The 15,027-nt window shown below is 40.6% G+C and carries 13 protein-coding genes; 4 read left to right on the top strand and 9 right to left on the bottom strand.

What is annotated here, in order from left to right; genetic code table 11:
- The first annotated feature begins 57 nt into the window (after positions 1-57).
- The 4 genes from DTA23_RS03425 (at position 58) to DTA23_RS03410 (ending at position 5,620) form a co-directional block, all read left to right on the top strand.
- Complete coding sequence (locus DTA23_RS03425) at positions 58-1,251, top strand: purple acid phosphatase family protein (protein WP_070563487.1); 1,194 nt, start codon at positions 58-60, stop codon at positions 1,249-1,251.
- 157 nt (positions 1,252-1,408) lie between these two features.
- Positions 1,409-2,257, top strand: a complete 849-nt coding sequence (locus DTA23_RS03420) for a glycerophosphodiester phosphodiesterase family protein (protein ID WP_070563489.1) — start codon at positions 1,409-1,411, stop codon at positions 2,255-2,257.
- A 93-nt stretch (positions 2,258-2,350) separates the two neighbouring features.
- Positions 2,351-2,845: a hypothetical protein gene (locus DTA23_RS03415; protein ID WP_139144926.1), complete on the top strand. Its 495-nt coding sequence runs from the start codon at positions 2,351-2,353 to the stop codon at positions 2,843-2,845.
- Positions 2,846-3,256: 411 nt separating this feature from the next.
- The gene (locus DTA23_RS03410) at positions 3,257-5,620 is read left to right on the top strand and encodes a glycoside hydrolase family 3 N-terminal domain-containing protein (RefSeq protein ID WP_172462308.1); all 2,364 of its coding nucleotides are present in this window, start codon (positions 3,257-3,259) and stop codon (positions 5,618-5,620) included.
- Here DTA23_RS03410 and DTA23_RS03405 read toward each other — a convergent pair whose 3' ends face one another.
- From DTA23_RS03405 to DTA23_RS03370, 9 genes are all read right to left on the bottom strand, one after another.
- Entirely contained in the window at positions 5,621-6,430 is an 810-nt protein-coding gene (locus DTA23_RS03405) for an exo-alpha-sialidase (RefSeq protein ID WP_112373832.1), read from the bottom strand.
- Positions 6,430-7,122 (bottom strand): exo-alpha-sialidase, encoded by a 693-nt coding sequence (locus DTA23_RS03400; RefSeq protein WP_112373831.1) that lies wholly within the window; start codon positions 7,120-7,122, stop codon positions 6,430-6,432. Before DTA23_RS03400 ends, DTA23_RS03405 begins: the two co-directional genes overlap by 1 nt.
- 251 nt (positions 7,123-7,373) lie before the next feature.
- A complete protein-coding gene (locus DTA23_RS03395) occupies positions 7,374-8,720 on the bottom strand; it encodes an alpha-L-fucosidase (RefSeq protein ID WP_256602715.1) in 1,347 nt (448 codons plus the stop codon).
- 74 nt (positions 8,721-8,794) lie between these two features.
- Positions 8,795-9,454, bottom strand: coding sequence for a SusD/RagB family nutrient-binding outer membrane lipoprotein (locus DTA23_RS03390; protein WP_112373830.1), 660 nt, complete (start codon positions 9,452-9,454; stop codon positions 8,795-8,797).
- On the bottom strand, positions 9,451-9,828 hold the full coding sequence (locus DTA23_RS03385; protein WP_172462326.1) for a SusD/RagB family nutrient-binding outer membrane lipoprotein: 378 nt from the start codon (positions 9,826-9,828) through the stop codon (positions 9,451-9,453). The genes DTA23_RS03390 and DTA23_RS03385 overlap by 4 nt, the downstream gene beginning before the upstream one ends.
- 96 nt (positions 9,829-9,924) lie before the next feature.
- Positions 9,925-10,374, bottom strand: a complete 450-nt coding sequence (locus DTA23_RS03380) for a hypothetical protein (RefSeq protein ID WP_112373828.1) — start codon at positions 10,372-10,374, stop codon at positions 9,925-9,927.
- 11 nt (positions 10,375-10,385) lie between these two features.
- Complete coding sequence (locus DTA23_RS27425; protein ID WP_218565291.1) at positions 10,386-11,237, bottom strand: hypothetical protein; 852 nt, start codon at positions 11,235-11,237, stop codon at positions 10,386-10,388.
- Positions 11,207-13,732: a SusC/RagA family TonB-linked outer membrane protein gene (locus tag DTA23_RS03375; protein WP_218565290.1), complete on the bottom strand. Its 2,526-nt coding sequence runs from the start codon at positions 13,730-13,732 to the stop codon at positions 11,207-11,209. Before DTA23_RS03375 ends, DTA23_RS27425 begins: the two co-directional genes overlap by 31 nt.
- Before the next feature lie 357 nt (positions 13,733-14,089).
- A complete protein-coding gene (locus DTA23_RS03370; protein ID WP_112373827.1) occupies positions 14,090-14,917 on the bottom strand; it encodes an ROK family transcriptional regulator in 828 nt (275 codons plus the stop codon).
- Between the last annotated feature and the right edge of the window lie 110 nt (positions 14,918-15,027).

Genomic DNA, 15,027 nt, shown 5'->3' with positions numbered 1-15,027 from the left:
TAGTAATTAAAAGTTATTAAATAGAGTTCTCAAATCGCTTATAAAATCAATATCACAATGAAAATCAAACATATTTTTCTTGCTGTAGTACTGTGCTGTGCTTTATTGGAAGGGAAAAGCCAGACGGATAATAAAGACAAACAACCTGATCGGATTACGTTGACCTGGTCCGATGAGCCCAGCAGTACGCAGTCTGTTTCTTGGCGGATCAATGCGGATAGGACCAAAATAATTGGTCAGATTGCTGAAGAACAGAGCAATCCAGAACTTGAAAAAAACGCGATCACAATAAATGGAACAGCGCTACCGCTCGAGCGAGGACAGCAAGAGGATGCTTATGGACAGGTAACCTTCCGTGACCTGAAACCCGGTACAGTTTATGCCTATCGCGTTGGAGATGGCAGCAATTGGAGTGCCTGGAACCAATTTAGGACTGCGGAGCGTTCAGGCGCGTTTTCATTTATCTATTTGGGTGATGCACAGAACGACTTACGTTCACGCTGGGCACGTGCCATTCGGCGTGCTTTCCAGCAGGAAGCGAATGCACGCTTTATTGTTCACGCGGGCGATCTGATCAATCGTTCGAATGCAGACGAGGAGTGGGCAGAATGGCATGAGGCCGCAGGATTTATTCATCAGATGATCCCTGCTGTTCCAACACCGGGTAATCACGAGTACCGTCGCGACTCGCTTGGGAAGCTTGTACTTGACCCGCATTGGAAAGTACAGTTCAACTTGCCAAGGAATGGCCCTGAGGGTATGCAAGATGCTGTTTACTACCTCGATTATCAGGATCTACGTATGATTTCCCTAAATTCTCAATTGATTATGCTCGACTCTACTGCAGCAGCGATACAGGAAAAGTGGTTGGAGAAAGTGTTGTCTTCATCACCAAAAAAATGGAATATTGTTGTCATGCACCATCCCGTATACTCTACGGCAAAAAATCGTGACAATACCATCTTGAGAGAACGTTTCAAACCTATTTTCGAGAAATATGGTGTCGATTTGGTCCTTCAGGGCCACGATCATACCTACGCTCGTGGCGGTCTGGGTAAAAAGCGACCTGTCTATCTCCTGTCTGTAGCGGGGCCTAAGATGTATGAATCTGATTCTGAACGCTGGATGGAAGTTGCAACGTCACAGACGCAATTGTATCAGGTGATCAAGCTGACCGAAAATAAACTGTATTTTTCGAGCTACAAGCTGAATGGGCAGTTGTTTGATTCATTCGAGTTGTCGAAAAAGTAGAACGTCATAGACGGAAGGTAATCCATTCAAACCGGATTACTTTCCGTCAATATAATTGCGGGATTCACTCCATGACGCGATTGAGATGTAACTGCAGCGAGATCGCCGGTTTTTAAGGTATAACAAAAAGAGATTGCAAAAAAATAACTATACAGCAATGAAAAAGATTTTATTTTCTACTATTCTGTTGGGTATAATAGTAAGTTCTACAACCCACTTATATGCTCAGTCGATCGATTTAATAAAAAAGTTAGAGCAAAAAAGTTTACACATTGCCGCACACCGGGGAGCTCATCTGGAGCAACCTGAAAACTCAATTGCTGCTATCGAAGAGGCCATTCGGCAGGGAGCTTCCGTGGTAGAGGTCGATGTGCGGGCCACCAAAGATGGTGTACTTGTACTGATGCACGATAAAACAGTCAATCGGACGACAACCGGGCAAGGAGAGGTCGCCAAACAAACCTATGCCGAGCTTCAACAGCTTCACTTACGCAAAAAGGCTAATGGTGAAGGCTCGGATCATGTTATACCAACGCTATCGGAAGCTTTGCGCGTTGCAAAGGGAAAAATCCTTGTTGATCTCGATTTTAAAGAAGATCGCAAAGAGTTTATTAAGAAAACCTATGCGCTTGTTGAACAGGAGGGGATGGAAGACCAGGTACTATTTTTTCTCTATGATTATAAAGACATGCTCAAGATTTACAAACTCAATCCAGCGATCACGCTTTTTCCGAGGGCACGTAATATGAAGGATCTAGAGGCCATACTAAAGATGAAATTAACCTCAATTGTCCATCTTGATGAATCATTTACTGATACCGAAAAACTTAATGCATTGCGCCAACAGGGCATTTATTTTTGGATGAATAGTTTGGGGGAATATGACGACAAAGCAGAACAGGAGGGAAAGAAAGCTTATCGATCTTTTTTGGAGAAATATCCTTTTGTACGTCTTATTCAAACAGATCATCCTAGTTTGTGGCGCGAAGTGCTTTCTGGATCTTAGTCTATTTTTATCTGTTTAGTTAAAAATGCTTGATTTTATTGTAGCGATATTGTTAGAACGATCGTTCTCAAGATATAACTAATGGAAACCGTAATGAATAAATTATTTACAGGGAGTTTTGCAATCCTCTTTTTACTGACGAGCTGTAGTAAGGAAAATGAAATGACTGTACCTATGGATGTTCAAAAACAGCTGGAAAGTTTTGAATGGAGCCCCATCGTGTCTGCGAAAGGGACGACAAACGAGCAATTGAAGCACAAACCGAAAGATTGTGAAAAGGATAATGTGTATACATTTACATTTGCTGAATCAGCGAATAAGTTCACTGTCAATCGTGGTAAAGAACTATGTGGGGATGATAAGTTGACATTTGAAAGTTTGATTTTTGCTGAAGGACAGCATCGCGCATTTGCCTATGATAAAGAGAAGAAAAGTATCAAGTTTGCCGACAGTAGCCCATACCAAAGTTATGAGGTACAGCTTGATGGTGATCTGCTCATATTAATTTCGCGCAATAATAATCCTCTAGCATACGCAGCTCCAATTGAATACTATTTTCAAGGTAAGCGAACGGCTGCAACAAAATAAGATAAGTAGTATATTTCCTTTAACATTCAAAATAAAGACGGCTTGCTGTCTTTATTTTTTTGTTCAATTCTGTTTTGATGAAATTGCAATTGAATCTTTCACATTAGTTTTTTCTTTGTCTAACTGTTTTGTTGTTGCCCAACGTGCAAGAATGAATTTCGTGGATATTTGCCATTTGCTCTCCTCTACTTCAATACATAAAGTAAAGCCTGTGTTAGGTTGTTTAGATGAACGCTGTTCAAACCGATGCTGCCGCCCTATGATTATTAAAAGAATTAGGAATCAAAATTTAACTTGATTATTTAGGCTAAATCGTTAATTTAGTGGTTTGGAAACCGGTTGCATAGATAATGTGAAATAATAAAACCGGATCCGATTAATGAAGAAAACTAGATAAATAATAATCCACTTATGAAAGTCCGTATATTACTTATGGCGGCAATGGCGACATTGCTCTGCCCACAACTTCAAGCCCAGCAATTGCCCTATAAGAACAGTACATTACCAATTGAAAAACGGGTAAGTGATCTATTGGGAAGGATGACTGTGGAAGAGAAAGTCGGGCAATTGAGCAAATTGCTGGGCTGGGAAATGTATAGCAAAAACGGAAAGCAGGTTACAATCAGCAATAAATTGCGAAAGGCAGTAAAAGAACAGCATATCGGATTGTTATGGGCAACCTTACGTGCCGATCCTTGGACACAGAAAACCTTACTGAATGGCCTGAGCCCTGTGGAAGCTGCGCGCGCTACAAATGCGATCCAACGTTATATGGTGGATAGTACTCGACTAGGGATTCCATTGTTGTTGTCTGAGGAGGCGCCACATGGACATATGGCGATTGGTGCAACAGTGTTCCCTACCGCGATCGGACAGGCGAGTACATGGAACCCACAGTTGATTCAGGATATGGCATCAACAATCGCCATGGAGACTTATGCTGTGGGTGGTAAAAACGGCTATGGTCCTGTATTAGATTTGGCACGAGATCCACGTTGGTCGCGCACTGAAGAGACCTATGGGGAGGATCCCTATCTGATCGGTCAGATGGGAACTGCAATGATCTGTGGTTTTCAGGGTGAGAAGCTGGGTGAGCGCGATAAAATAATAGGAACTTTAAAGCATTTTGTAGCCTATGCGGCTCCAGATGGCGGTCACAATGGTGAGTCCGTATCGGTTGGAGAACGAAGCCTGAGACAGTATTTTCTGCCGCCTTTTGAGCGTGCTGTAAAATCGGGAGCTGGGTCGGTAATGACAGCATATAATAGCATTGATGGTATTCCTTGTTCTGCCAACCCCTGGTTGCTAAAAGACATTCTACGTAAAGACTGGGGATTTACGGGGTTTGTTGTATCTGATCTATTAAGTATATCAGGGCTCAATGGAGGGCATGCAACAGCAGCGACTGCAGAAGAAGCGGCTTCACAAAGTATACATGCCGGATTGGATGTTGATCTAAGCGGGACTGGTTATGGTTCAAATCTGCTTAAGGCTTTCCAACAGGGGCTCGTTGAATCTGCTGTTCTTGATACAGCAGTAGCCCGTGTACTGCGAATGAAGTTCAATTTGGGGCTTTTTGATCATCCCTATGTGGATGAAAAGTTGGTAGCGCAAAAAGTCGCTACGGCACAAAATAAAACGGTAGCAAGACAGGTGGCCCGCGAGTCGATTGTTTTGCTTAAAAACGATCAGCATATCTTACCCTTAAGTAAATCGTTGAAACGAATAGCCGTTATAGGACCGAATGCCGACAACGCCTATAATCAGCTGGGCGATTATACTGCTCCACAAGCTGAGGGGAAAGTTCAGACCCTCTTGACCGGAATACGGGCGGCAGTTGGTAACAGTACCAAGGTTGATTATGTGAAAGGCTGTGCAATCCGTGATACAAGCAATTCCGATATCGCTGCCGCCGTCGCAGCTGCAAAGCAGGCCGATGCGGTGGTTTTAGTCCTGGGTGGTTCGAGTGCACGTGATTTTAAAACGTCGTATCAAGCAACTGGAGCAGCCAATGTGGATCCCAATACGGTAAGTGATATGGAGAGTGGAGAAGGATTTGATCGCGTTTCTTTGGATATGATGGGCGATCAGATCAAGTTGCTGAAAGCGATACAGGCGACGGGAAAACCAGTTGTACTTGTTACGATTATGGGGAGACCATTGAACTTAAATTGGGCAGCTGAACATGTGCCTGCGATCGTGAATGCCTGGTATCCGGGACAAGAAGGCGGCCTGGCTATTGCCGATGTATTGTTCGGTGACTATAATCCGGCTGGAAGATTACCGATTTCGGTACCTCGTTCGGTCGGCCAGCTTCCTGTACATTACAACCATACAAAACCTAAACATCACGATTATGTGGAAATGTCGGCCAAACCATTGTATGCTTTTGGTTATGGGTTGAGCTACAGTAGTTTTGATTACTCCAATTTACAGGTCTCGCTGAAGGAGAATGGCAATGATTTTGTATGTACAGTGTCGTTCGACGTGGCAAATAACGGCAAATTGGCGGGCGATGAAGTCGCTCAGTTGTATGTTGTGGATGAAGTAAGTTCGGTGGTGACACCTGTTATGCAGTTGAAGCGGTTTGAGCGTAAAAACATTGCCGCAGGAAAGAAAGAACGTTATTCTTTTCAATTGACCAAGGAGGACCTCAAACTTTGGAATGCAGGGAACGAATGGAAGACGGAAAAAGGCAGGTTTAAACTTTTGGTCGGCGCATCTTCCGATGATATCCGGTTGAAGGGAGAATTGGAATTAACGAAGGATTATTAGTTAATCCTTCGTTAATTTATAGATATAGCTATTATGTTGATGGGGAGCTTTTGTTAAAGTTAGATCGTTTCCATTCACTAAATAGGTGTAATTGTGGTTCAATATTAAAGCCCAATCGAAGTCGGCGGTCCATACATTTTTATCTTTGAAAATAATTTGGTCGCCATTAATCTCATATGTTCCTGAGCCACCTGCAGGAAATCTATTTTTGTTTGCTGTACAAAAGAAACTGTCCGCTTTAAACCGTACAGTTACGTCTCCAGTGAAAGTTTGGTCCTGATTTTTATAGCTGACTATAAATTTTCCTGAATAGATTCCCTCGAGATAGAGGTTGTGATTAGCAGTTTCCTTTGAGCAACCTACGGATACGATATATGCTAATAATGTTAATAATTTTGATATTGATCTCATAACTTGGTTTTTAGCATACAACGAAGTTACTGCCATTTTTGTTACAACTATCATTCTTATTTGAGCACAATATGCTTGATTACTTTTCCTATTCCAGGTATAGGTGATGTGGATAAGACCGTTTGTGTCCTGAATAATTGTCGGATAGGAATATTCATCGTTCTTTACCCCATCTTCAAGGGTTAGGACATCTTTCCACTGTAAGCCATCCTTTGATATGGCGACATGGAGTTTTGTGCGTCCTTCCCACCAGTCGTTGCCAGCGATGGCCGGATTGAAGACGATCATAAATAAACCATTATTTAAACGGATGGCGTCTGTGGCAGAATTGGGATTGAGCAGGTTTGTGGCTTGCCAGGGGCCCCAGGTAAGGCCTTCATCTGCTGAGAATGCTGCCATCACTTTATTTCTTTACTTCGACAGAGCACCTGAATGCGTCCATCTGTATGTTGGATCACACTTGGCTGAATAACCTGGATACTGGTATCGGGGCGTATTGCGCTGACGGACCAGGAGCGGCCATGATCGCGGCTGATTTCCAGGTGTGCTTTCCAGATTTCTTCTTTGGACTCCGTGCTGGAAGGGGAGAGAAGCAGTCCGTTTGTCAAGGTGAGCGGTTTATTCTTGATGGGCCCCAAAATACCTTCAGGCAACTGCTGCTCTGCAGACCAGGTCGTTCCTTTATCCAGTGAATGTTTGACATAGCCTTTCCATTCTCTGGGATTGGGCCCTATTTTATAATACAAAGATAGGGTGTCACTGTGCGGGTATTGATAGAAGACAGGATTCCATGTTGGAAAGCGGTTGTCACCAAGGATACCGTCTGCAATCTGTACAGGACGCTGCCATTGTCCATGGCTATACAGTGAACTCCATATGACAACATCGGGGTTAGATTCATGTGTACCACCAAACCAGGCTGCCAATAAACTGTCTTTTCCGATGACTTGAATCGTGGAAGCATGGCATTGTTGGAATGGAACCTGGCCTGTTTTAAAAATTTGCTCTGATACCAGGATCTGAGGTTTATACGTTGCACACGAGGATAGAAAAAAAAGGATAAATAGTGGAAATAGGTTGATTTTTTTCATTGGAATTTAAGGTTTCTAAAAACCCCATAGTTTGTTGATGACTTATTTTCTTATTCCTGAGCAGAGGCTCTGGGAATATTGAGATGTTCAGGCGGTGATCGGTAAACAATGACCTTGTTAAATGATAAAATTCCGTTAGATTATATCCAACGGAATTTTATATTATTTGCTTTGTAATTGAATTGCAGTCGCATAACTAAATCGTGTACTAGGGCTTCTCAAGGTAATTTGGTTACCACGTTGAGACCAGTCTAATTTACCTTTATGACCCAAAATAGCGATTTTCTTACGCTAAAATTATCAGGTACTTGAAAGACGTATTCATTTGGCTGCTGGTAAGTATCACCTTCAGAAAGATGGAATACATTGACCACTTTACTGTCTTTGCTTCTAGTGTAGTAATAGTCACCTTGGTGATATGGAGCAATCGTACGTGTTGCAAACACTGCAGTTTGATTGATTTTCATCCAGGCTGCCAGTTCGTTCAAGCGATCGTATGCTGCCTGGTCATAATCTCCTGTTGGGCCAGGGGCTATGTTCAATAGGTAGTTTCCACCGCGGGAAATAATTTTCACCAATGTTTCAACAATCTTTTTGGTCGGTTTGTATTGGTCGTTGGGCACATAGCTGAACGAATTTCCCATGGTGATACAACTTTCCCATGGAATATCCAAGGGATGTTCAGGAATCGCTTGTTCAGGCGTGACATAATTTTCCCAGTTTCCAGGTACTGTACGGTCGACAACGATAATGCCGGGTTGATTTTTCCTTGCCATGCCCCCAATGCGGTCCATGTCAATATTCTGATCCATTTTGATTGTCTGTTGCCAGTCAACAGATTTGTCAACGGTTTCTAAGGGGCGCACCTGACCACCATCCAACCAAAGAATGTCGACTTTGCCATATGCTGAGGTCAGCTCGTTGATTTGATTGTAGGTAAAGTCTTTGAATTTTTGCCAACGATCCGGATATTTTTTAGGATCGTAATTTACATTTCTGTCTTTTGGTGGAAAGTAGGACCACCAGTAGTAATCGGAGTGCCAGTCCGGTTTGGAGAAATAGGCGCCAATTTTGAAGCCGTCATTGCGAAATGTGTTAAAGATTTCTTTGGTTACATTGGCCTTTGGATTTGTCGAAAATGGCGTTTTAGCGGAGGTGATTTTATAATCCGACTCTTTGGTATCGAACATGGCAAATCCATCGTGATGTTTTGTTGTAAAGACAACATATTTCATGCCGGCAGCTTTTGCGGCATCGGCCCATTTTTGTGGATTGAAATCCGTAGGGTTAAAGGTGGTCTGTAGATTTTCGTAGTTCTTGAGGTATTCAAAATAAGTTTTACCATGTTCGGGTTTGCGTTGGGTCCAGCCTTCGTCTTCAGGACAGATACTCCAGCTTTCAACGATTCCCCATTGACTATAGGTACCCCAGTGCATGAAAAGACCAAACTTCATATCTTGCCATTGTTCGAGGTTTTCAATTACTAAGGGATCTGTCGGTTTTTGATAGCCATTAGATACGTTGTGCGCTTGACCAAACGCTAGTGTTGCGCTTGAAGCGATCAGCGCAGTGGATATAATGGTTTTTAGTGTTTGCATTTCTAAAGATAATGAAAATGATAAAAAGAAGGCCACCTTAGGTGGCCTTCTTATAGATAGATGTAGTTTACGCGTTAATTAACGTCCCAGAAAAGTTTGGTGTCTGGCGTATCTTTACTTTTTACTTCCTCATAATTTTTTGCATTGTATGTTGCTTCTGTTTGTGGCAAAGTCAACCTAACAGGAACAGTTTTCTGTCTATCGGTAGTAAATGTAGGGATTGTAAACTTCGGATAGTCCAAACGACGTTGCTCTGACCAGTTTTGTACAGCCTGAAACAGGTTGAAATGTAGCCATTTTTGCGTTGCGATCAATTGGATCTTATTCGACACATTATCCCAATTTACAGCGGCTACGAAATCAGTGATTTGCTTTGCAGTAGGTACCGCAGCTTTAGCAATAGTAGCGTCGTCACTTTTCTGACTAATTTTTGTATACAGATCAACAGATTCTTTGAGTGCTGTTTCGAATACAGTTTTAGCTGCAGCATTGTTATTGTGTCTGCTATAGTATTCTGCTAAGAGGAAGTTAACTTCCGATGCGGTGACCAACAGACCAGGAAGAAATCTGTTACGTGAAATTGTGTTTCGATGTAAGAAGCTTAATGTTGTTCCTCTGACTAAAATATTTTGTTCTGCAGAAGAAGCGCTCTGATCAAGACCGATGTATACACCGTTCGCAGTTGATCCCGTTTCAAATAATAACTGGCGTCTTGGATCGCTGATTTTATTCATTCATCGATCATATATTTACTTGCTATGTTCGAATACCAACCATCAGTTTCAAAAGCACCTTTAATATCCTCGGACTTAATATCTGAACTTGTGTTGAAAATATCCAATTGTGCATTTTCACTATTTGTTAGAATAAGTGGAAAAGTTGTTTGGTTTTCTACGATTTGAGCTAGTTCCGTTGCCGCTCTAGCAGAAAATTGAGAATTTTCAGATACGCGCGTCAACATCCTCAAACGAAGTGAATTACAGTATTTTTTCCATAACGTAAGATCACCATTATTAATTAGATCCTGCGTTTTAAAGGTCGATGCAAAAGTTTGTGGAACAGTTATGGAATTAAGTTCTGTACTGATCGCTTTTAAGTCATCTAACATCGTTGTGTAGATATCCTCTGCTTTATCATATTTTGGATAGGAAATTGTATAATCGCCCCCATTTCCATCAATTTACCAGCTTCCGTCCACGGAATATCACCGACCAAATCTACCATTTGTTGTGTTTGGTCGTAAAATAGAATCTTTGCTGCCAACGCCATTGAACGTTTTTTGAGCTTTATCTGCATCACTCAATGCCTCATATAGGCGAACAAATTCTTTATATTGTGCTAAGCCTGCGTAATATTTGTTCCAACGTTCTTCGGTTGCAGCAGAGCCCGGAACTAATTGATTCGCTTGATTTATGGATCCTAGATTCTGTATATATAAATTAATAGTAGGGCGTAATGTGATAAAATAATTTCCATATGTTGGAATGATTAATGCTCTAAAGTCATAAATCATTCCTGTAAATTGCTTTTCTGGCGTAGACTCAGAAACTTTTCCCGGATTTTCATAATATTCTCCAAATGAATCTTTTTTGCAAGATGTTATTGTCGATATGGATGCTGCCAATAGGCCACAAATAAAAAGTTGTTTTTTCATTGTCGTAAAATTTAGAAGCTAGCGCGTAGCATTAAACCATAGGTTCTAGTTGCTGGCGATGTACCCGCATTAGAAAGGTTATTGATCCAGTTAGAACCACCTGTCATTTGTTCAGGATCTATATCTTTGATCGATCTATAAATGAAGAATAGATTCCGTCCAAATGCTGAGAGCTGTATATTTTTTGCTTTTAATTTGGAAGCCACAGAGGCAGGTAGACGATAGCCTAGCGAAATCTCACGCATTTTTATGTAATTATTTTTTTTGACATAGAGTTCGTATCTCGATTGAGAGTATTGAGGACCTCCCCAGTTGTAAGTGCCATTATAGTAGGTTGCTTGAGAGATAATATTGCTGTTGTTTGTTCCATCAGCGAGTTTTCCGTCCATCAACATACCATCGTGGTAAACAGTTTCACCATTAGGTCCAGTATTGCCACTCGTAGCTACCCCGATGATATTGCCACTTGCATCTTTTGTCTGATAGTAGCTTAGCCCACCATGTGCAGCATCCATGTAATTTAAACTTTCTTCTGTTAAACCTCTACTTGTCATCCAGTTTATACCAGTAGGCATGACACTACCTCCAAGTCTAAAATCCATCAAAACATCTAAATTGAAATTTTTATAGCTGAAGTTATTTATGAATCCTCCCACTGCTTTTGGCATAGCATTTCCAGCCTTTATCCAACGGTCTCCATCGATTTCATACATACCATTAGCAGATACGATTTTGTTGCCGTTTTCATCTGTTTTAATAGGACGAACCATAATATCACCCATCGATTGTCCTACGTTGGCTACAAGCTGAGCAGCATTACCATCATAATCTCTCAATAATAATGTTCCTGTATTGCCAGGCAATTCTTGACGACATTTTTATTCATAGAGAAATTTAACGTAGTAGACCATTTGAAATTTTCTTTTTGAATCGGTGTTCCATTGATTGCAAACTCCCAACCTGTATTTCTTAGTGTACCCACATTGGCAAGAATAGAGTTGGAACCTGTGCTTATTGGTAATGTATAATTCAAAATTTGATCTTTGATCAACCCATTATAATAGGTTATGTCAAATCCTAACCGTCCATTCAACATTCTAGTTTCCAAACCAAATTCTACCTCATTTTTAGTTTCTGGTTTGATGTTTTCATTTCCAAATTCTGTTGTCGGCACTGTTGTGTAGATAACGGATGCACCACCGTCAACTTGTGATCCCAAAGTCTTTTGTGTGTAAGACAATGCGCTCTTATAGATATCCGGATAGTTACCTACAATCCCCCAAGAACCACGAAGCTTTGCATAGTTGAAAAACTCTGGTAAATGGAAGGCGTCTGAAAGAATAAAACTTGAATTTACTGACGGATAATAGAGCACATTATTATCTGGACGCATGGTTGAAATTCGCTCTCTACGTATTGTTCCTTCCACATTCCAAAATTCTTTAAGATTGAAATTGACAGTTCCAAATAATGCATCTCTTAGCATGCGATTTCTATAATTGTACTTGTCGTTTCTCGTTGCTAAATTTAGAGTTGCATTGACATCATACCAGTTTCTCACCGTCAATCCACCCTCTGTTTGATTTTGAACATAGACATCTTCCGACCTTGTAGCTGTATAACCGCCAACGACACCGATTTTAATGTCGTTATTTATCTTTTTGTTATAGGTAGCTAATAAATCGGTATAATAGATATTTGCATTTTGGTTTCCTAATGAGAAAAATCCAGAGTTGCCAAATAATAACGGTTTTTCGTTAGGTTGCTTATCTTCAGTCTTTAAAGAGGTGACATCTGCTGAAACACGTGCTCGTAATGATAGATCATTGGTGACACTCCAGGTTGCAGTATATGATCCGATTAAGCGATTTGAGTATTCATCATATTGTTTTGCTTTAGAATTCCAAACATATTCCAAAACATCGCCACGGTATCCATTATAACGTATATTTTCCGCCGGGGTTAGGCTTTGAGCGTCTGCTGCATCAATTACATATTTATATCCTAGGCTAGTCTGATATTTGCCGAAGTACCATTCCGGATTGTCAAATGTGGAAATCATCCCGCCAAAGTTGTTAATTAGACGGTCTGTCAAAAATGGTCTATTATGTGTATGCTGATTAATGAAATTTACGACAACATCATTTTTGAAATTTTTCCACAGGGTGAAACTTGCATTTAAATTGGCGATGTTTTTCTTATTATAAGATTCTAACGCAGTCATTTGGTTGTCTTGACGAGTCAAAGAGAACCTAATATTCGAGTTTTCTGATGTATTGCCAATTGCTAAATTGAAAATGCTATTATTAGGATTGTTGAAAAATTTATTATACGAGTTTTGAGCAGAATATGGACGAACTTTACCATCCCAAGAGATAATATCTTTACCATCAAATAAAGGTCCGAAGTTGACCGTTGAATTCATTACACCTCTATTGACACCATTTACAGCAAGATTATTTTCATAATATTGAAACATATCGTCGGATTGCTTGTCATCTTGGTAAGCCTTTGAATATCCAGGGCCTCTTACATCTTGGAATTTAGGTAAATAAGCTATTTGATCATGCGTGTATGTCGCATTGAAATCAATTGTAAATCCCTTTCCAGCTTTTCCAGATTTGGTCGTTACCAATACAACCCCATTCATCGCTTCAGAGCCATATAAAGCTGCTGCGGAAGCACCTTTTAAAATACTAATGTTTTCGATATCCTCCGGGTTGAGGTCTTCTAGACCATTTCCTCTAGCACGTTGGTCACCCCAATAATCTGAATTGTTGAAAGACGTTTGTCGCATCGGAACTCCGTCAATAATGACCAAAGGTTGGGAGTTTCCTGTAATGGAGTTTGTACCACGAATATTGATGTTAATACCCGAAGTTGCTCCCCCGGGTGCTGCGGAAATGCGGACTCCTGGTGCTTTTCCATATAATGCTCCAGCAAAGTTGGGAGATCCGGTCTTTGTTAATTCTTTTGAGTCAACGGTACTCATTGCGTAACCCAGCTCTTTTGGGGCACGCTTGATACCCATTGCCGTTACGACAACCTCTTCCAATGCAGAAGCATCTTCTGTCAATTTTATGTTTATTGTTTTTGAGGTACCAACCACTAGTTCTTGGGACTTGTATCCGACAATGGATACACGTAAGACTTCACCTTGGGAAGCTTGAATTGTAAAAGACCCATTGGCCCCTGTTTGTGTACCCCTAGTTGTTCCCTTAATGGAAACTGTTGCGCCAGAGACTGGTCCATTAGCATCTGAAACTATTCCAGAAATGCTTTGCTGCGCATAAAGCGATGTAGCACTGAAAAGTGTACATAACGCCAATCCTGCAGTTTTTTTGTAAAATAGACTCATGTTTTAGGTATTTGTGTAAAACGTTAGTTAATAATGTTTGTGATGTATTTTTCTATGACTAATGCTATTGTGCCGAGTTGTTGCGCTCTTTTGTGGAGGTCGGACATCTCGATGCTTGTTTTCTTCGATATTTTAGGAATGCTATATTCATTTACTGCAACTTGAATATGAGGCGCAAGAATATAACCGATTTCCGCTCCACGACCATGATGATAATTTTGTTCGGATTGAGAATATGTATCAAAGTTGATATTCCTTTACCTAGTAAATACCCAATTTTTCCGATATTATTGATGGCTATCTGATCACCAATGTGAACGGATTCAATAAGAGCTTCAGCTTTGTTGTCATATTCTTCTACAAGTTTTCATATATAGAGTATTCGCCGTTCTTTATATCCTTTTCAATATTACGGATGGCAGCGCTAACAGAGGCTTCCACTTCCAAGCAGCCTCTCTTACCGCAAGAGCATAGTGTTAATTCGTCGGAAAGAGGGATGTGACTGAACTCACCTGCAAAACCAGAAGTTCCTTTAAAGATGTCGTCATTAATAAGAATACCCAAACCAACTCCCCAATTAAGGTTAATGACAAGGGAGTGGGAGGAATCTTGTGCATTACCAAACTTCTTTTCAGCCCAGGCAACACAGCGTGAATCGTTATCAATTACCGCTGGCACGTTAAATTTTTGTTCGATGAGTTCCTTTATATTATATAAAGGGGAATCACTGTTGTAGGATTCATTTAGCCCTTTTTCCGAATTGACAAAGCCCGGCATGCTAATCCCTATGCCGATAACCTGTCTTAAAATAATATTATTTGTAGAAAAAAAGCGATCTATGGTTTTTAATAATAAGTTTGCCGCATCAGGATCTCTAAGGTCAACCGGAAGATTTTCTAGCGTTGAGATAATATCCCCTTTAAGGTTTGATAAGGTAATTGCTGTATAGAATTGATCGATAGATAGGCTGACGATTGTATAGCTTAAATCTTCATTAATCATATACTGCATAGCCTTTCTTCCACCTGTCGATGCAGCATAACCTTTCTCAACTACGATATTCTTTGAAAGAAGTTCGTTGATTTGTTTGGTGACAGAAGGTATACTTCGTGAAAGTGAGTTCGCAATGTCTGCAATCGGTTGCATAGGCCGATAATACAAATTCCTTAAAATCTCTAGGACCATTTCTACTTAAGCTTCATTAATGAGTAATTGTTTGGTTTTCAGTGCTTTAAATAATGATATTATACTTTTTAATATCAGTGGTAGTTGGTTTTTAACTCAATTGCTCTACT

Source organism: Sphingobacterium multivorum (assembly GCF_900457465.1).
GTDB classification, from domain to species: domain Bacteria; phylum Bacteroidota; class Bacteroidia; order Sphingobacteriales; family Sphingobacteriaceae; genus Sphingobacterium; species Sphingobacterium multivorum.
This window is presented reverse-complemented; position numbering and strand designations above follow the sequence as displayed.